At 41.3% G+C, this 19,413-nt stretch carries 16 protein-coding genes; 2 read left to right on the top strand and 14 right to left on the bottom strand.

The window, feature by feature from the left end; translation table 11 throughout:
- Positions 1–618: 618 nt before the first annotated feature.
- From J8L97_RS11980 to J8L97_RS11925, 12 genes are all read right to left on the bottom strand, one after another.
- Complete coding sequence (locus tag J8L97_RS11980; RefSeq protein ID WP_409455160.1) at positions 619–1,179, bottom strand: YSC84-related protein; 561 nt, start codon at positions 1,177–1,179, stop codon at positions 619–621.
- 295 nt (positions 1,180–1,474) lie between these two features.
- Positions 1,475–4,546 (bottom strand): efflux RND transporter permease subunit, encoded by a 3,072-nt coding sequence (locus J8L97_RS11975; protein ID WP_211049965.1) that lies wholly within the window; start codon positions 4,544–4,546, stop codon positions 1,475–1,477.
- Between the two features lie 2 nt (positions 4,547–4,548).
- Entirely contained in the window at positions 4,549–5,604 is a 1,056-nt protein-coding gene (locus J8L97_RS11970) for an efflux RND transporter periplasmic adaptor subunit (RefSeq protein WP_211049963.1), read from the bottom strand.
- Between the two features lie 117 nt (positions 5,605–5,721).
- A complete protein-coding gene (locus J8L97_RS11965; protein WP_211049961.1) occupies positions 5,722–6,555 on the bottom strand; it encodes a formyltransferase family protein in 834 nt (277 codons plus the stop codon).
- Between the two features lie 2 nt (positions 6,556–6,557).
- Positions 6,558–7,673 carry an acyl-CoA/acyl-ACP dehydrogenase gene (locus J8L97_RS11960; RefSeq protein ID WP_211049960.1) on the bottom strand — a complete coding sequence of 372 codons (1,116 nt, stop codon included), beginning with the start codon at positions 7,671–7,673 and terminating at the stop codon, positions 6,558–6,560.
- The gene (locus J8L97_RS11955; protein WP_211049959.1) at positions 7,670–8,119 is read right to left on the bottom strand and encodes a type II toxin-antitoxin system RatA family toxin; all 450 of its coding nucleotides are present in this window, start codon (positions 8,117–8,119) and stop codon (positions 7,670–7,672) included. Before J8L97_RS11955 ends, J8L97_RS11960 begins: the two co-directional genes overlap by 4 nt.
- Positions 8,120–8,237: 118 nt before the next feature.
- Positions 8,238–9,341, bottom strand: coding sequence for an aspartate aminotransferase family protein (locus J8L97_RS11950; protein ID WP_211049958.1), 1,104 nt, complete (start codon positions 9,339–9,341; stop codon positions 8,238–8,240).
- Positions 9,338–10,357: an SDR family oxidoreductase gene (locus tag J8L97_RS11945; protein WP_211049957.1), complete on the bottom strand. Its 1,020-nt coding sequence runs from the start codon at positions 10,355–10,357 to the stop codon at positions 9,338–9,340. Before J8L97_RS11945 ends, J8L97_RS11950 begins: the two co-directional genes overlap by 4 nt.
- A gap of 224 nt (positions 10,358–10,581) precedes the next feature.
- The gene (locus tag J8L97_RS11940) at positions 10,582–11,016 is read right to left on the bottom strand and encodes a GNAT family N-acetyltransferase (RefSeq protein WP_211049956.1); all 435 of its coding nucleotides are present in this window, start codon (positions 11,014–11,016) and stop codon (positions 10,582–10,584) included.
- Between the two features lie 3 nt (positions 11,017–11,019).
- Positions 11,020–12,033 carry a DUF2235 domain-containing protein gene (locus J8L97_RS11935; RefSeq protein WP_211049955.1) on the bottom strand — a complete coding sequence of 338 codons (1,014 nt, stop codon included), beginning with the start codon at positions 12,031–12,033 and terminating at the stop codon, positions 11,020–11,022.
- Between the two features lie 129 nt (positions 12,034–12,162).
- Positions 12,163–13,206 (bottom strand): GGDEF domain-containing protein, encoded by a 1,044-nt coding sequence (locus tag J8L97_RS11930; RefSeq protein WP_210995308.1) that lies wholly within the window; start codon positions 13,204–13,206, stop codon positions 12,163–12,165.
- 327 nt (positions 13,207–13,533) lie between these two features.
- A complete protein-coding gene (locus J8L97_RS11925; protein WP_211049953.1) occupies positions 13,534–14,562 on the bottom strand; it encodes a S66 peptidase family protein in 1,029 nt (342 codons plus the stop codon).
- 290 nt (positions 14,563–14,852) lie between these two features.
- Between J8L97_RS11925 and J8L97_RS11920 the strand changes: the two genes are divergently transcribed.
- Together J8L97_RS11920 and J8L97_RS11915 are read left to right on the top strand one after the other, a co-directional pair.
- Positions 14,853–15,767 carry an AraC family transcriptional regulator gene (locus J8L97_RS11920; RefSeq protein WP_211049951.1) on the top strand — a complete coding sequence of 305 codons (915 nt, stop codon included), beginning with the start codon at positions 14,853–14,855 and terminating at the stop codon, positions 15,765–15,767.
- Between the two features lie 88 nt (positions 15,768–15,855).
- Complete coding sequence (locus J8L97_RS11915) at positions 15,856–16,143, top strand: putative quinol monooxygenase (RefSeq protein WP_211049949.1); 288 nt, start codon at positions 15,856–15,858, stop codon at positions 16,141–16,143.
- 38 nt (positions 16,144–16,181) lie between these two features.
- Here J8L97_RS11915 and J8L97_RS11910 read toward each other — a convergent pair whose 3' ends face one another.
- Both J8L97_RS11910 and J8L97_RS11905 read right to left on the bottom strand, forming a co-directional pair.
- Positions 16,182–16,547, bottom strand: coding sequence for a cupin domain-containing protein (locus J8L97_RS11910; protein ID WP_211049947.1), 366 nt, complete (start codon positions 16,545–16,547; stop codon positions 16,182–16,184).
- 471 nt (positions 16,548–17,018) lie between these two features.
- Positions 17,019–19,094 (bottom strand): TonB-dependent siderophore receptor, encoded by a 2,076-nt coding sequence (locus tag J8L97_RS11905; RefSeq protein ID WP_211049945.1) that lies wholly within the window; start codon positions 19,092–19,094, stop codon positions 17,019–17,021.
- Between the last annotated feature and the right edge of the window lie 319 nt (positions 19,095–19,413).

Genomic DNA, 19,413 nt, shown 5'->3' with positions numbered 1-19,413 from the left:
TGCTTACTTATTCTATACTGTCACTTAAAAAGAATAGATTCTGACCTGCGTCAGAAAGACGATAGTTGTGGCATATCCTCGGTTATTCGGTAGAAATAGTAACAAAAACCACTCGGTGCGTGACTACAGAGATAAGATACACCACAAGCTTTATCATCTTCGTCGCCCTGAACTCGGTTCAGGGTCCATGTGCTGACTTACCCTATGCTGCCACTTAAAAACAGTAGATTCTGACCTGCGTCAGAAAGACGATAGTTGTGGCATATCCTCGGTATTCGGTAGAAATGCTAACAAACACGACAGAACATGACCACAAACACCACTCGGTGCATGACTACAGAAATAAGATACACCACAAGCTCATCATCTTCGTCGCCCTGAACTTGATTCAGGGTCCATGAAATTGCCACTTAAGCGTAAACAATCCTGCCATGGAGCTGGGTTACATCGGTCATCCATGACCTCACATCGAAGTGCTGCGAAACTACGTTTCACCACTCATCACAAACGCTCTATGCTTAACCACGCCAGTATCACTATACTCCACTTTTTCAATGCAGCAAAACAGCATTAAATACGCTTCGCAACGTCGACAGGATATATAAGAAAAGATCGCACCTAATTCATCTCATCATCAATCCAAAATTTAGTGCCTTTTAATACCGCTTGCAGTGCAAGACCTGTATCAGTTAATGAATAAACCGTTACGTCATCGATAATCGCTTCTGCCGATACAGCGCTGCCTTGTTGTTTATGCTTTGCTGCTGCATCTACATTACCGCCAAACGTCCAGCCCTGACCAATAAACTTGGCCAAGGCTGCTTGAGTATGAAAAACCATCACAATATTAAAATCTTTTGCCCCGATCCCAAGCCCTAAACCGGCTTCAGCCATATTCATGTAAGTTTTATTATTTGTTTGATTATTAACAACAACCCCATAGCCCCCGCCAAAACTCGCAAGGATCACATTCACGTTCGCACTATCAAATACCGCATATCCCGCAGCATGCTTTACCTGTTGTCGAACATCAGGCTTTTGCTTAAATAGTTTCGTTAATGTTGTTTGTTCCATAACATTAACCATGGCACGCTTTTCATCAACGGAATGACTCTGGGTGGACGTACAGCCAGTCAGTAGACTAGCAAGAAATATAAGATATAAGAGAAACACTTTCATCAAGATTCACTTCATTCAATTCAACATATGCTCAGCATAGTAACAGGGTCAACCTTGCTGCTAGATGAATCTAATCTAAATATAGGAGAACAATAAAGAAAAAAGGCCGCATAAAGCGGCCAAACACATCATGGGTAATGATGAGGGATAAGTGTGAAAACAAAGCCAGTTTACCAATCTAATAATAAAATAAAATCATATTATAACGGTCTATATCATCGAAAAAATCGAATTGTTGTTATTTCATTCAATGCATTAACTTATCACCACATGTTATCGAAATACCCAAATTCATTTACATATCACTTACTGCTGGAGTATGAGCCTCTGGATTTTGAGCCTTTGTTGTTTTTATAAACAATTTATACACCGCTGGCACGAAAAAGAACGACAACAAGGTTGTTAACACCGTACCACCAGCAATCGCTACGGCAAATGGTGGCCAGAATCCGCCTCCCGCAAGTATCAACGGCATAAAACCACCCACTGTGGTAATTGTCGTAGAGCTAATGTGTCTGCCACATGTCATTACGCTCATCACTACTTTGTCGTCATTTTGGCCTGCATTATTCACTTTTAATTCAGACAGTATGACAATGGCTGCATTGATAGCTAATCCCATTAAACCAAGTAACGCGATTATTACAGTAAAACCAAATGGGTAGCCTGCAATATAAACACTTAATAACCCTAACAAGGCTGATTGTACGGCGGTCACTAAAATAACCGCTGTGGTGGTAAATGAATTAAATGTGAGTACCAGTACACTTACCAACAACACCACAATAATGCCTATTTTGCCAAGTAGTCGACCAACCGCTTCATCTCGCTGTTGCGACTCCCCCCCCACTTCAATCCGGTAACCGGCTGGTAGTTGCGCTTGTGCTGCCTGCAATTTAGGTTGAATTTCATTGAGAACTTTCTGTGGTAATATTCCTGCTTGTAAAAAACCTTCGATAACATTAACGCGCTCTCCATTGCGCCGATGCACTGCGCTTTGTACTGGTTCCAATGACGCATCAGCAAACGCAGCCAGCAATAATGGCTGCTCAGTAATAAACTGTGTTCCATACAGTGCATCTATTGATTCACGTTGCTCTTGTGACGTACGCAAACGCACAGGTATTGTTTCGGTTTCTTCTAAGACAGACGCAATTACTACTCCCTCAAACTGCGCTTCTAACTGAGTGGCTATGTCGGTTAATTTAACACCAGCATGGCTTAATAACGTTTCATCGGCGTTAAGCGTCACTTTCGCGCTCCCCGATTCTAGCGTCGCCCTTGTATGAGTAATTTGCTGGTGTGCAATGAGCTCTGTACGCAATTTTTGTCCTATAGAGCTTAAGGTCGATAAATTCGGCCCAAATACTCTTAACTCAATTGGCGCATTAAAAGGTGGGCCTTGCTCTAATTTACGAACCAAAGTCTGAGCTTCAGGAAATGCCCTATCTAATTCATATTGAAGCTCGTGAATGAGTTCATCTGCCCGTTTAAAATCAGACACTTTCACCATAGCTTGCGCATAGTTTTTGGCCCCCTTATCTCGTTGCAATAAATTATAATAAAACAACGGAATATTATTCCCAATCATCCAGTTAAGCTGCTCTATCCCTTCATATTGATGAATAAATTCAGACATTTCATCAATACGCTTTTGCGTCGCTGAGATACTACTATTAGGAGATAATCGAACTTCGATATGAAACATATCTTTATCTGCAGGGGGGAAGAACTGCTCAGTCAATTGACTTGCGCTAATAAAGCCAAAAATAGGCAATATCATTGATAATAAAATAGTAAGTTTAGGGCGCGCAATTGCAAAATATAGCAGTGATTTAAAACGTCCCGATAAACTAGGTAAATTGACTCCATTGTGTAATATACCCTGCTGGCTTTTTTGTGGTAAAAAACGACCAGCAAAAACGGCAATCAAGGTATGTGAAACAACGTAAGAACCAATCAATGCGAATATAACACTGAGCGCAATGCCACCGACAAACTCACCTGATGGCCCTGGCATCAGCACAATAGGCGCAAATGCTAAAATGGTGGTCAACGTTGAACTTAATAACGGTAGCCAAAAGTGGTTTACCGCTTTCTTCACTGCATGCAAAGCAGTCATGCCCTGTTGACGATACCTTGCGATTGAATCGGTGATCACAATCGCGTTGTCTACCATGATCCCAAGTGCTACGACTAACCCCGTGACCGACATTTGGTGAATAGGTAATCCATAAATATTCATACACGCCAACGTAAACAACACGGTCAAAGGTAAAGCCGCCCCCACAATTAGCGCCGCGCGTAACCCTAACGTGAGCAACAATACGCCGAGTATCAGCGCAAAGCCTACCGCAATATTATCAATCAGTTCTCCTAGCCGGGCCTGTGTATAGACTTTTTGGTCAAATACTGTGTGTGCCTGTACAGTACCAGGGAGCGAGAGCTCAAAATTGCTTAGTTTCTCATCTATGACTGCAGACCAGCGATCGACTCTGAATTCAGGCTGCATCCTTACCCCTAAAAATACACCTTGCTGACCATCAATCAACGCCACTTCTGTGCGAGGTGAGCGCAGCTGCCGTGTTACCGTTGCAACGTCTGCTAACACAAACTGCGCAATATCATCGTTACTGGCCAATGGAATAGCAGCAATACGTGCTAAAGAATCAAACGATCCATTGAGCTCTATTTGTAAATGGGACTCATCATTTATCACCGATCCAGCAGCAACTTTGGGGTCTGCACCTTTTACGGCATCTGCAATCTGCTGCAATGATACACCCGCTAGCGTTGCTTTGTCCGAGTCATACGTCACTCGGATCTCTTCTTCAATACCGCCAAATAAGTGAACAATCTCAACACCTGGAGTATTTGTTAACTGGTTTTTTAATTCTTTTGCAAAGCGATTTAACCTCATTAAAGAAGCAGTATTTTGCTCCCCCGTAATCGCGATGATCTTGGTATATGCATACCCTCTATCATCTTCAAGGACTGTTAAGCTGGCTTGTTGTGGTAATTGAGATTGGGCATCCGCTAATAAATCTCGTATTCGAGACCATACGGGAATAACCCCAGTGACTTCATCTTTGAGTTCGATACTGATCACTGATATACCCGCACGCGACATACCAATAATGTTTTTTATTTCAGCCTGAGACTTTAATTTTAGCTCGAGTTTTTCTGTGATCTGAGCTTCAACTCGGCTCGCAGTTGCGCCTGGTAAATATGTAGTAATAATTGCAAAACGATTGATGATCCGAGGGTCTTCACTCAGTGGTAAATTATTAAGTGCGGAGAAGCCTGTCACTATCAACAAAGCAACGAGTAACGCTTGCAGCCTGCCATTTGAAAATAAAAACTGCATGGCTACAAACTCCGACTACTAAGGGTCTGGACAACCTCAACGGCAATGTTCGCCGCCATTTTATGTAGCCCGTTCGCTACAATTAATGGGTACTGTGTTAGAGCACCACTAACAAAAGCATATTCCCCATCGGTATAATGCACATTAACCGATATAGGGACTATTGTTCCTGCCTCTACACCATATACTAACCAAGTACCACGCACTCCATCCGTTAAAGCACTCAACGGCACCCAAAAGCCCGGTTGTTCCGTAAAGGTGCTGATCCCCATTCGTGCTAACGTGCCAGCGTAGACTTCGACCCCTTTGGGTAATTGAAAACGCATCATTAATGTTCGGGACATATTGTCAATAAGCGCCCCTTTACTCAGTAATTGTGCTGGATATTGCTTTCCCGATACTGTAATCACCATAGTGTCGTTCACATATGCTTGCAATGACACCGGCACGCCGAGCACAACCTGGGATTTGTTATGCTCTAACAATCTAAACATCACTTGACCCACACTCGCAACTTCACCTAAATGCACATTTCTTTGCGCTATCAGGCCTGAAAAAGGGGCTGTAAGAGACGCTTTCCCTAACCGAATTGCAACCGATTTTAGCTTAACGTCAAGTAAAGACTGTTCCGCTGCAATTACCTCAATTTGGGTAGTGACTTCATCAAGTTGTTGTGCCGCAGAGTGATTTTTCTTGCTCAATTTCTCAAATCGTTGTTGCTCTACTTTTGCTAGCTTTAGCTGCGCCTTAAGTTTCGCCTTCTGCGCGTCAAGTTCAAGTCTTTCTATTTCAAGTAATTGCGTATCTTGTTTTGCAATAATCTCCCCTTTGTTAACCCAATCGCCTTGGTCAAACAAAATCGTGTGGACTTTACCGGAAAACTCAAAACTCAAATTCGCCTCATGCTGCTTAACCACTTGTCCTGTCACTGCGCGTAGCTGTGTGTATCCAGATTCAAGTTTGACTTGATACGCAGCAATAGGCAGATGATCACCACTTTCAGCTGCAAGCACACTCCAACACCACAAAAAGCTGAAAAAGAATGTGAGTAGTTTCATGGTAAATCCTTGTTTTATCAAAATAATCTCTCTGTGGTATTAAGTTAGGTGATTCATGCTAAATTAAATGTCACCGCAACGTGACGTAAATAGTATTATTGTTCAGTACTAACCTGCTTATCTTGACTGGGCTTTATCAAGGATTAAATCTGTTATATCTTTGCTACAAACCAGTGGAAGATTACGCATTTTTAACTCCTTTAAATGTGCTCGGTTAGGATACGAATAGTAACTTTCAGGCACCGTTGGTATCGGCGCGAGTACACCCAAGTCTTTGCTTAACAATGCCATTACTTGCGGATAAAATACAGTGAATTGATTGCATACCATACGATCTAGCTGTAATAGACTGCGTGGTTGGTCACACCTTATACCACACTGGGCAATGAGTGGGCCCGCATCTATCTCGGTATTTGTTACCCAATGAGCAGACAAACCATATTGCTGCTGGTTATACAAATAACTAAATAAAATAGGAAAAAGCCCTCGGCAACTGGGTAAATACGCAGGATGGAAATTCACAACGCCTAATCTAGGCGCATCAATCATTGGCTGTTGCAAAATTTGGTCGAAGTAAAAAATAGTTAATAAATCAATATTATATTTTTTTATCTGCGCGACCACATCTGGGGCATTGATGTCTTTTACTTTAATACAAGGTATTTGATGCGTATCACATATTTGACGAATACTGGGCAGTGACTGATTACCCAACAGATTAGATATCCATCGCATTATCGGCATCGCTGTCATTTTTACGCACAAATAATTGACAAACCCTAAGCCTCTGAGGTTTAAATTGCGGGTCAACTGTGTAAAAAATCCGCCATTTTTCTTTGAATAAGGATCGCTTAATATTACCAACTTAATATCACGATGATGGCGGCGTATGACCGTCACCATCGCTTCTTGAGTGGCGACATTCTCTATATTAGAAAGTGCTACTCTCATAATTACACCATGATTAACGGTTTGTTATCATAATACGATGCTAACGGCGTTAACATACTATGCTTAGCTGGCGGGTGAAAATTAAACGCATGTATTGTTTGCGCAATACTTGAAAAGTAAACATTACCGATATAGTTTATTCCGCCAACTTTCTCGATGATTTGCGTCATCACTTGGGCCAACACTTCTTGTAATTGATAGCGGCATGCCAGTACCTGTGCCAAGGTATCCTGCGTTTGGTTATTCATATCATAGGCAATCGCCTTCAAGGCCAATGCACTTGAATCAAGTTTAATGTAAGCCGCTGCTTTATCTTCAAGCGATAAACGCTTATGGTTATCTGCTTGTTCGACTAAGCCGTATACCATCCCCAAATATGATGCACTCGTGAGTAACTCAAACCACACAAAGCCGCTAATGTGCGCATGATAAGCCGACTGCTCGTCAACATTAACCATCATACTATGCGGCACATAAACCTCATCTAAGTGGACAGCTTCACTTTGACTTGCTTTTAAGAAGCTAGCATTCCAAAATGGCTCAACATTAACACCGTCATTTTCTTTATGGATAAGCGCCACAGCGAAGTAAGGTTCACCATCGCTGGGCTCAACCCGCACACTAGCCGTTAATAAATCCATATCATGGGCTAAGCTACAGGGTTTTTTTGTGCCCGTTATTAAAAATCCTTTGCCACTGGGTTTAGCAACAATCTGACTTTGCAAAATGCTTCTAGCGGTATTGCCTTCACTGAATGCTGACGAGACGAGTAAATCATTCTTCGCTATCGCCTCAAGTAGCAATGACTCTAAACCATGACTTGTTTTCGCCATTTCCTGCAAAGTAGCAATTGAGAATTGGTGCATACCTGCACCAATCGCCAGTGACGGAGAATAAATACCTAACCCTAATTGTACTAATACCCCTTGCCACGGGGTCAATTCTCGACCGCCATAGCTGCGTTTTACCATCAATTTGCAACCGCCACTTAGCTTAAACCAATTTATAACCTGACTCTGCTCAGATTCATTGTCTATGAAACTATTTGTACTCAATTTATCAGCTAAGCCAGGTAAGAAGCGATCAACACTGGCGAGAGCATCACTGGCTATCGTCATACCCGATCCCCTTCCTTTTCAAGTGAAAATAACTCGGTCAACATGTCGTTAATATTCGCTGTGATCGCCATTTCTGCGATAGGCTCTAAAATATCAGCAAGTGTTGGGATCCCCATACAAAATGACGCTTCAAAACAAATTTTAGCGCTGTCGCTTGACAGCACTTCAACCTGCCAACGCCCATAGAACTCTTCCGCATCCCCTTCTAATTGATTAAAATCTATGGTCAGAGCCTGCTCATCAAACACATCTTGCTCTCGCCAGCACATCTGGCCATCGTGAAAGTGAACTTGCCATGTTGAATCACTTTGCGTATCTGATACTTTGGTTACATCAATACTTATCACCGCCGCGCAGTGTTTTTCAAACTGTTTAAAATCAGAAATCGTTTGATATGCCAATGCTGCTGATACTGGCACTCGTTTTTCAATTGTGACACGTCTCATTAGGGTAAATCCTTAGCTGATAATGATGAAAATGCGGCGATACATGCCGTAATTATTTGATTTATTTGTGCTTCAGTTAATAAAGCACTGGGTGTTAAACGTACCGTATTGGCATTACTCAAAGAGGGCTGGTGATCACTTTATGTTGTAATAAAGCCAAAGTAAGCTGACCTGCCCTCGCTGGGTTTTGAGCGTCAAGACCAATGAGTACTCCGCTTCCTCTCACACGTACGCCCGCTTTGGTTGCATGGGGTGATAGTGCTGCCACCAGCTTTAGTCCAATGGTGCGGGCTTTGTTTGCAATGTTGTCCCGCTTTAAGATATCTAACGTGGTAATTGCAGCGGCAAGAGCTATCGGGGAACCACCAAACGTGCTGCTATGTAGCATAAAATCTTTGTTAAGTGGCTCGAACGTAGCTGCAGTGGCAACAAGCGCTGCACATGGCACAACCCCACCACTTAACCCTTTGCCCACTAACATCATATCTGGCGTAACTTGATGTGCCTCAATTGCCCAGTCAAAGCCGGTTCGAGCTAGCCCTGATTGAATTTCATCTGCAATCAACAAGCCATCATGAGCCACACATAATGCTTTGGCGAGCTGCACAAATTCACTGCTTAGTGCATATACGCCTCCTTCCCCTTGTACCGGTTCAATGATCACAGCAACCCTATCTGAGTGATTTTCAAAACACGCAGACAGCGCTGTCATATCATCGCATGCAACGAAAGTGACCTCGTCAAAAAGAGGTTCAAATGGGGCTCTAAACGCACTCCGATGGGTCACACTTAGTGCACCTAATATCTTGCCATGATAACTCCCCGTTATGGCCACAACTTTATTACAGCCATTGGCTCGTGCGAGCTTCAACGCAAGCTCGGTCGACTCAGTGCCAGAATTCGTAAAAAAGGTATAATCCAATGTTTCAGGACAAAAATCAGCCAGCTTTTTACTGGCGATTGCCAGCGTATTATTCATCAACGTCCGGCTACTCATCGGCAATATGTTGAGCTGCTGTACCACGCTTTCAACAATTTCAGGGTGACGATGACCGAGAATAAACACCCCGAATCCGCCACAATCTAGGTATGTTTGTCCTTGTGTATCGATAATCTCACAGCCTTGTGCAGCGTGTTCAATAGGTAAATTCATCATACTTGATAGCTTCGCTCTTGAGCGGTTACTATGAGATCTCAACATACTTAACGTTTCTTCTCTCATAATAAAGACTCATTAATAAGCGTCTCCGTCAGTGGGTGTACCTCGTCAAATGCAGCAATGTTTTTAACCATAACTTCTGGGATATCAAATGGCTGAGGGCCATTTTTATAAGTACCCAATACATTTAAATCAGATGAAAAACCTTCGCTCATATCCAAATATTTTAAATAAATCGATGTTTCTTCAAACATACGTTTGTAACGACGTGGTAATGCCGGAAGGAATACAGGCTTGATCAAGCGTTCAAAAGTGGTGGGGTTGATCAGTTTAGGTGGCTTAAACTTGACTTGATAACGCTCAAAATAATCTGGATTAGTGCCAATTGTTAACATTTGACCTAACGTGCTTGCTCTGTCTCCTGCGGTTAGCCAAAACTCACCTGATAAATTATTGTCAATGACCGCCAATATGCCACTGGCGACGGTATCTCTTGGAATAACATCGACCAGTGTGCTCGCATCCCTTGGTACGACTGGGATCACTTCTTTGGTCGCTAACTTAAGCATATTATGCATTCCCTGTTTTTTAGGCATGATCCCTTTAATGCTGTCTCCAATTATGACCGATGGACGAATGGTTGTTATATCTTCATCTAAAGAAGATTCTGCCAGTTTTTTACTGTGCTCGTAATTGTTAAATGCATGCCCATTTCGACCTTTTACAAATGCGGTACTAATGTAAACCAAGCGCGCATTCAGCTTATTTGCCAACGCTTTTGCATGCTTTAAACCAGCGATATTCACTTCAGCGAGTACCTCGGGATCCGCTGTAAAATCAGTCAATGCAGCACTATGCACTAATACATCTGTTTGACTTAGCTTTGCTAAATCATCAGCGCTAAGAGCAAAATCTGGTTTAGATATGTTGCCTTTTAGCTGTCGAGCAACCCCCTTGGGCAAGACACTAAATTTTTGCCTATTGGTCAAAATCGACACTTGGTCGCCCTCTTCAAGCTGTTCAAGAATCGACAAACCAACCACACCCGTTGCACCTGTTAGAAAAAAGTGACGTGACATTACTACTCCTTCAATCACATACCAAAAATCAAGCATGCCTCACCCCAGGCAATGCTCATGTATTTATTTTAGGTCCGTAATGATAATTGTTTACAATGAACAATTAAACAACTTTGTTTACTAAATTTTTACACTTGTAATGATAATGTGTTACGACTGTTTTTTTTGCGGTAGAAATAAAGGAAGAAATCATTACCTTCGAGGCAATGATTTAAAAAAGTAAGCTAGATTTTTTTTCTAAATGTAATTTTGCTGTCGCTATTGTCATCTAAACGCGTGCACCCAACAATGTGGTAATCATATGCAATCAGCATCTGTAACATGCGCTTAAAGCGATTCATAGACTTAACTTCTATAACTTGATAACCCTCTCGTTTGGCATACGCTTCTTGGTGCAGTAGCAGTGATTTTGCAATGCCCAACCCTCTATAATCAGGCAGCACTGCACCAAGCCAGCTATAGAATAATCGACTCTGTTTTTCATACCCAAGTTTATAAGCAACAGGCTTTCCCTCAATGTATGCAACAAATAAAACGTGCTTATGAGCGTCAATCTTAGTTCTGATATCATCTACAGATTTTGGCGAAGTAAACTCAGGAATATCATTTTCAATGTGCAACAAATCGCACAACGTGCCTTGTTTTATGATAAAAGTCATGTATCAACCTACTACCTTAGATTTACTTGACTCGACCATTGGCATCACGTTAGCCGGGCGATAACTAGACAGATCCCTGATGCGATGAAGAACGCTGTGATGCAATGATTCATTGGTCAAAGGCTTTCTGTCTATTTCCCGTATTGAGTCGGTCAATTTGTATAACCAGGTCATTGAGTCTCGGTATTCATCCAAATGATAGGCTTTATAATAACTTAAAAAGGGTTCGTTAAAATGTAGCCCGTACTGAGTCGCCATATCTTTGATCCAATGCAAGCTTATATTCGCTAAACCATCTTGACTATAGCCCCCACCCACATTGCTATGACTACCTATAAACCATTGCTGTTGAAGTGTTTGCGTTGAATCTTTCGGTAATTGCCAAATTGCAGGATTAAAAATACCACGGCGTTCATCAATAGCTAATGCCTGATATGCATGTTCAATATTGCGCGTTAAGCTGACATCATGGAATTGATAACGACGATTAAATTTACCAAAACCAACTGGAATACCTAAAGCGCCGACCGTATCCCAAACGCCCACAAATTTTATCTTCACATCAATGCAATGATGCTGCTTTTGAAAAGACACTAACTGTGCTTCTGACGAGCTATTACGATACAGTCTATATGCTTCCGGCATATAAAATGCGTGATTTTTTGGTAAAAGCCCCACTTTATTCAGCAACCCTGCCAAGCTACGAACCGTATAAGCTCCGCGGCTAAAACCAAATAAATATATTTCGTCGCCTTGCTGATAATTGTGCACAATGAAACGATAGGCTTTTATTATATTTTGAGATAAACCCATGCCAAACCCGCCACCAAGGATCCGATCTAACCCCCATTGTGTACCCACACCTTCACTATAATAAACAACTTGGTGGACACCATTTGGACAAACAGGCTCAATACCTCGAGCTATTTTCACAACATTAGTGGGTTTACGCTTTCCTCGGTCATATTGCGTAGGCTTGTTCCACGTCCCATCCATACAGACGATGATTCTTTTCATTTGTTATATTCTATACATTGTATTATGCGCGCAATTCTATAAGTGTTCCTATTTAAGTCAACACCTTAAATGACCTTGCTATTTGAGTTTTTGGATGAAAATTATAGAGTAAGCATTCTTAAGGATATGTTATGCAGCAATCTCAATTCTATTTCGTCCATGTTCCTTGGCTAAATAAAGTGCTTTGTCGGCTCGCTCAATCAGCTGAGTGACAAAGCATTGCTCACCATGTAATGCAATACCGAAGCTTGCAGTAATTGAACGAACGGCTTTGCCTGTCTTTTTGCCCTTCACCGATAACTTCGCAATATCTTTACGAATACTCTCAGCAAAATTAACCACTTCACTTAAACTATCCAATTCAGCAGTAATACAAAACTCTTCACCACCATAACGATATGCTTTTCCAATGCCCTCGGTATGCTTCATTATTTTTGTCGATACAACTTTTAAAACATCGTCTCCTTTTTGATGTCCAAAATCATCGTTAAACTGTTTAAAGTGGTCAATATCAACAAAAATTAAAGCGCGGTGATTGCCTGTGTGCTCAGCCTTGCAAAATAAGACAATGTCTTCATCAAACTTGCCTCTGTTAAGCAACCCAGTTAGGGGATCTTGGCTGGCTGCAGTTTGCGTATTAACTAATGCTGTTTTTAAATCGCTGATCTCAGCGTAGGCGTTCTCTAGTTTCTTCTGAAATTGATACGCATTTTGTTGCATCACAACCGACTCTTCAGTCAAACGATCCACATAACCCAATACATCATCAAATGAGTCTAAACTGTTTTTCTTCAAGCCGTATAAACCTGAATGGCATTGAGACAAAATGGCTGAAAAGTCTTGTGACGACTCAAGTGTTTTACCTATTTCGGTTTGCACATCAGCAATTGTATTATGAAATGAATCAGACATCTGGTGAAACAAAGCAAGATCTTTATCTGATAAAAAAGCGTTAAACAGCTGTTTTGCTTGTGCAGGCGGGCATGTTTGGTAGTGTGCCAAAATATCGTCGAGTTCTTTGTTTAACTTGTCGTTCGAACCGAGCACATAGCAATACCAAATAGCATAGTTTACCGGTGTGACTGGCATTTTATATTTAACCATAAGAGGAATGGCTTGCTTCATACATTGAGCTGAATGAGAAAGTGACGTATCAAATTCCGTGGCTTTCATAACCCTAATCCTAGAACAAACTTATAATTATTATCAAAGAGCGCTTATGCTCGTTAACACAGCACAAAACCAAGACTAAAGCATTGCAAATAATTAATCAATTGAAAAATAATTGAAGTCACAATACTGAGCCAAAATTCACATAAACTACTGAGAAACAACTCATAAACTCATCATTTCTCACTAACAAAAGCAAATAAAAAATTGCATAAACAACAAGATAAAATATTATCTATTCCAAATAAACTGATAATTGCCACATCAAGTATGTTAATTTCAAGATCGAAAAAATACAAAAATTACATTCTGATAACACCACTATTTCAATTATATCAAGTGCTGGGTCACACTGACTCTTTTCGCCAACAGTTTCACTTCGGTATGTGCACCGTTAATTAACGGCATATTTGGCGGCTGATGGCTTATATCCACATCAAAAACAATGGGGATGTTTAGCTCACCTAACGCCCGCTCTAATACTGCTTTATGTGTGCTATTAGGTCCATCATTCACGCTGTTTCGACCAATCAATATACCAGATGCCCGTTCAAACACACCTCGAAATTTCAGTCCTAACAAAGCTCTTATATAGGCATTGTCATTCAGTTGGGCATTTTCAAAATACAAGATCAGTGCGTCATTTTCGTGACTGCATACGAAGGTATCAAGCTGCGCAAATGCCGTTTGCATAAGGTGCTGATGCGTATCTAAACAACCGCCCAATAATCGGCCAGAAAAAATGACGGGCGTGACTAACTTCGTCTCACTCTCAGCAAGTAGACGCCACTTTGTAGGTTCTGTGAGATTAAAAATCATCGTTGGGTCCGAAATCGACTGAGAATTCGTTTTTTCAAAAAAAGTACTGGGGTGTTGTGTGATTTCATCTCCTTGTTGCAATGACATAATATCAAGTGTGTTGCGCGTTAAACTATCCGTTTGTAAAGCACTTAACTGCATTAAATTGCTGCCATGGAGCGTGGCCCATCCTAGTCGAGTAGTCAAGGCTGTCATGATGGTGCTCACATCAGAAAAACCAAATACCCATTTTGGTGATGCGTTTTCCAATGCCTGCCAGTCCAGTAAAGGTAAAATAGTCATTGCTAACTCTCCCCCCCAAGGCGGGACTACGGCCGAAATCTGTTCATCTAAGAGAAATTGTGTCAACTCATCAGCCCGAGTATGTAGGTCTATTTGAGCACTATTTCGAACCGTATCCCCTTCAACAACTTCGAATCCATAACCGTGCAATAATTCAATGGCTTTATCTAATCTTGCAAAACATACTGACGGCACAGATGATGAGAATGCACAAATGGCAATGCGGCTTCCAGGCTTCAGCGGCTGAGGATAATACATAGGCGGCGAGCTCCTAAATAAAAATACACTAACGTTGTTTCTAAAAAGAGTAAACCCCAATTTATTACACCTGACTAACTGACTTGTCATTGACTATCAATACGAGCGCCTGTTGGACAAAAGCTTGATGGCCTTTATAGTGTGAAGATGCAATGTTCCGTTTAGCATTTAAACAATGCGAATGCACAGTAGCAATTCAACATCAATACGCGATAATGTTGTCAAAATGCCAGCAGGTATTCCTTAGGTCCACCGCTGCTAAATACGTTAAAGGATAGAGGTAGCGCATCATGTTGTCTAAAAATGGACATAATACTAATAATCGAAATAGGGGCGTGAATAACCATGGTTTATTGGTATTGCCTCAAGCATTAACGCAACTTGATGGCGCTGTTTGTTTCTATAGTGGTATACACTGTACCATCTACCATAAAACACTTAAGCATGACTTATTTGATATTGAGTTTTATTCTAATCAAGTGTGCTTAGTTTATGTTGTCTCGGGCAAAGAAACCTTGCTCTCAAAATACAATGAGCAAATAACACTCTGTCGTGGTGACGCCATCATTTTGGCCCCAGGAGAAACGCTACATTCAGATTATTTCAGTTCCAGCGGCACACTTACAGCCTGGTTGGTTTTTTTTTCACCAGCGATGCTACTTGATTTGCCACATCATGAACACACATCCAATGTCCATCACGCAAACGCCTCTTTCTCTTCAGTTTCTGATACATCGCTGCTCAGTACGTTTTTCATAAGTCTTACGGCCTACCAACAAAAGTCATTATTGTGTGATCAGCTCTTCACAGCCAAAACGAACGAGCTATTATGTATTCTAAAGACGCTAAGTACCCCTTCACTTAGCACCTTACTTAATGCTAACAACCACCTTTTAGGGGCACGCGATAACTTTAAACGGCTGATTGAAAAATGTGACTTTCTGACTTTGTCTGTCACAGATATGGCGCAGCTATGCAACATGTCTCATGCGTCGTTTCTACGACAATTTAAATCAGCCTATGATATGACACCCACACAGTGGTTAACGCATAAGCGGCTTTCACACGCCCAATCTTTGCTGAACCATACTGACCTAACTGTGACCGACATTGCCGCAACAACAGGTTACCTCGACACGTCACACTTCATCAAAATGTTTAAGCGCAAGTTTGGCGTTACACCAAACAGATATAAATATTCATAATAAAACCCCTATTTTGTCAAAAAAGTCATATTGTGAAGGTTTCATCAATGGCAAAGTGGCATCACTATTTATATAAAAGGATACACTTATGGTTCGGGTTAACTTAGTCTGCCAACTTAAAAGCCAACAACATACAATGTTACACAAGTTTTTAGCTGATAACTTAAATAATGTCCGTCGCTTTACTGGGTGTTTGCGTGTCGATATTTATTTTGATGAATCCCAAAATATCATGCTAATTGACGAAGACTGGCAATCGATTGAAGCCCACCAGCACTATATGCAGTTTATTGCCAATAATGGTGTTTTAAAACAATTATCAGCATATTTTACCGTACCTCCCCAGATTCTTTACTTGTCGAAAAGCCCGCTATAAGGGCTTTTTACGCTTATAAATGGGTGTATCCACGAAAGCTAGATCCACACGTCATTTTCAGCGGTTCGCTCACTGCGCTCTTCACCCGTATTTAAGATACCTTTAGGCTCAATGATCATTACTTGACACTCTTGTTCTGCGAACGGTTTATGCTGTTTACCCTTGGGTACCACTAACATTTCTCCTGCATTTAAAACAACCGTTTCGTCCTCAAACGCAATGTTTAATTGCCCTGAGATAACAATAAATGTTTCATCAGTATGGTCATGTTGATGCCAGATAAACTCCCCTTGTAATTTAACCACCTTAAATTGGTAATCATTCATTTGCGCAATCACTTTGGGTTTCCATTGCTGATGGAATAACGCAAATTTCTCACTGAGATTCACTTTGTTCACATTCATTCTCCCTATTAATAACTTACATTGCTCATAGCCAGTATACATAATCGGAATATTAAAACAGTGTAAAATACGAACAAACCAGTGTGTTATTCGGTATTAAAAAGAGCTTAAATCGATGTGATTTGTGTGGCTGCCAGTTAGTCATCAGCGCTCATAATCAGGATACATAACCGGGAATATTAAAACAGTGTAAAATACGAACAAATTGGTGGACTATTCGGTATTAAAAAGAGTGTAAATCGATGTAATTTGTATGGCTAATCTGTGTGGCTGCCAGCTCAAATTTTAAGCCATCAGCGCTCATAATCGGGAACATTAAAACAGTGCAAAGTACGAACAAACCAGTGTGTTATTCAACATTAAAAAGGGCTAAATCGATGTAATTTGTGTGGCTGCCAGTTCAAGTTTTAGAGCATTTCATGTGAATTGGCGCTGGTAAAGCCAGCGCCTTAGTCATTTAACACAAAAATATTAGAATGCGGCGTGTAACGCCAATCTAAATGTTGTCTCTTCACCAACAGTTACGTTATTTACACCACCGCCTGCAAGGTAATTTTTATCAAATAGGTTTTCAATATTAAAACGCACATTAACATCGGCTTGTTTAAGGCCGAGTTTATAAGTTGCACCTGCGTCTATTCGTGTGTACGCCGCTTTTGTTATGGTATTCTCATAATTCGCAAAACGTTCACCTTGATAAAATGCCCCGGCATTAATAGCAAAGACATCGCTAAACTCATAGCGTGACCACAATGATGCCGACCACTGAGGCGCATCAATTGGGGTGTTTCCTTGATACTTTTTGTCTTGGACATATTCAGCATTTAAATTCATCAGTGATCCCATCACAAACAACCGATCGTTTACTGCGCCTTGTGCTGTAAACTCAACACCCTTATGACGCTGTTCACCAGCTTGGGTCGTTACTGTCTGATATTCTACACTATCAGAGCGTACTGAAATAAGCATACCTGTTTTACTGATATCGAACGCAGCTGCTGTCACCAGCAACCTATCATCAGCCAACTGCCATTTTGTGCCCACTTCATACTGCTGCGATGTCACAGCATCTAGCTTCATATTGTGATTTTCATCTTCTTTATTATCTAGCCTATCACTTCGTTGAGGCTCAAACCCCTCTGAATAACTAAAATACACAGTGCCATTGTCACTTGGGTGATATAACACGCCACCCTTAGGTAGAAATGACTCGTTATCAGCGCCTTCTTTATTTTGTTTGTCATAACGACCACCTAGCGAAATCTGCCAGTGCTCGTTAATTGTCATTAAATCTTGAACATAAATACCATAGTAATCAAATTCGCTAGTATATAGTGAGTCGTCTGTCGCATAACTGATATCTGGACGCAGTGGTTGATCACTCCCTTCAACAAACGTAACAGATTCTGCTTTAACTCGAAGCTGCCCGTAGTAATAGTCTAATGAGTTAGCACCAATAAGCACCTGATGATCAATTCCACCGAATTCGAACTCCCCCGTCACATCAACAAATGCGGTAGTAAACTGCCAATCGTCAAAGCGATCGTACGGACGAGAGTCATAACTGTTACCCAGCTGATAATCATCCGGCTTACGCGGAGCTGACTCAAAACGCTGACGAGAAAAATATTGCTCATTGTAGCCAACTGTTACTTGCCAGCTTTCAGATAGAACTTGCTTAAAATCAATGCCCTTATTTTCAACGGTTATATCAGTAAATGCCCAAGAGAAGTCTCTGATTGTTTTGTCGTGCCCAATCACCTGCCCGTTATTATCTAACCACGCACCAGTATCTAAACCTGCTTCATCATTTGTTCTATCATAATGAACACGCACAAAGCTGTGCTCGTTAATATCATAGTCAAGAACGATTGAACCTAAAAAGCGGTCTCGAGTACGCGCTCCACCATCGACATATTCGCGGTTAAAATCCACGTCTTGTTTCACTAAAACAGTTCGATAACGCACATCTTCAGCATGTGTTAACGCACCACCCAAATCTAATGTGGCACGTGTAGAACCTAAATGATCAAAATCAACCCCAAGATTCACCAGTGTATTCGCAGTGGGTTTTTTAGTGACCATATTCACTAAACCACCCGGACCTGATTGGCCGTATAAAATACTAGATGGGCCTTTGATTATTTCAACTTGTTCCAAAGTTTCTATTGGTTGCTGATAGTGTGACCAATGCTGATGACCATCACGCAAATAACCATTTGATGAACTTAATCCAAAACCACGCAGGTTAAATGTTTCACGATTTCGCTGCTTAGACCCGGCGGTCAAACTGGCATCATTATTCAGTACTTCCCCAAGCGTTGTTGCGAGCTGCTCATCTATCACAGTATCTGAGATAACAAATACTGACTGTGCAGTCTCAAGTAAGGAGGTGTCAGTCCGCAAAGCACCTTTGGCCGTATCGACTTGATAATCGTTGAAGTAAGTGCCCTTTACTTCAATAACTTCTACATCTGACGACTGAGCCGACACATTAGATGCCGCTATCGCTGAACCAACAGCTAAACATAAAACCGAGTAACGCATGAATACACTCCAAACTAAAAATTCACTGCACATTAGGTGCAAAACCGCAGGAAGATTAATGCGATTTATTTTTATTTGCAATTGTATTTAAGACTTTATTGCCATGCTACCTACTGTTTGCTTAAAGTCCGACCGATGGGTGTAAACAAATTAACTCAATGGCTATTTTCGATATGATTAGTTATCAAAAAAATAACAACTACGAGCGCTGCCATTATTACGCCAGAGTGCTTGTCGTAGTTTGCTTTACGTATATGCTTTTCACAATGCAGTCACAACATAGGGCAAACCTGTACCACGGTCTCTGGTGACACACCTC

The organism is Pseudoalteromonas sp. MMG012 (assembly GCF_018100875.1).
Taxonomy (GTDB): Bacteria; Pseudomonadota; Gammaproteobacteria; order Enterobacterales; family Alteromonadaceae; genus Pseudoalteromonas; species Pseudoalteromonas aurantia.
The sequence above is the reverse complement of the archived record's forward strand: the minus strand, read 5'-3'. Positions and strand labels throughout refer to the sequence as shown.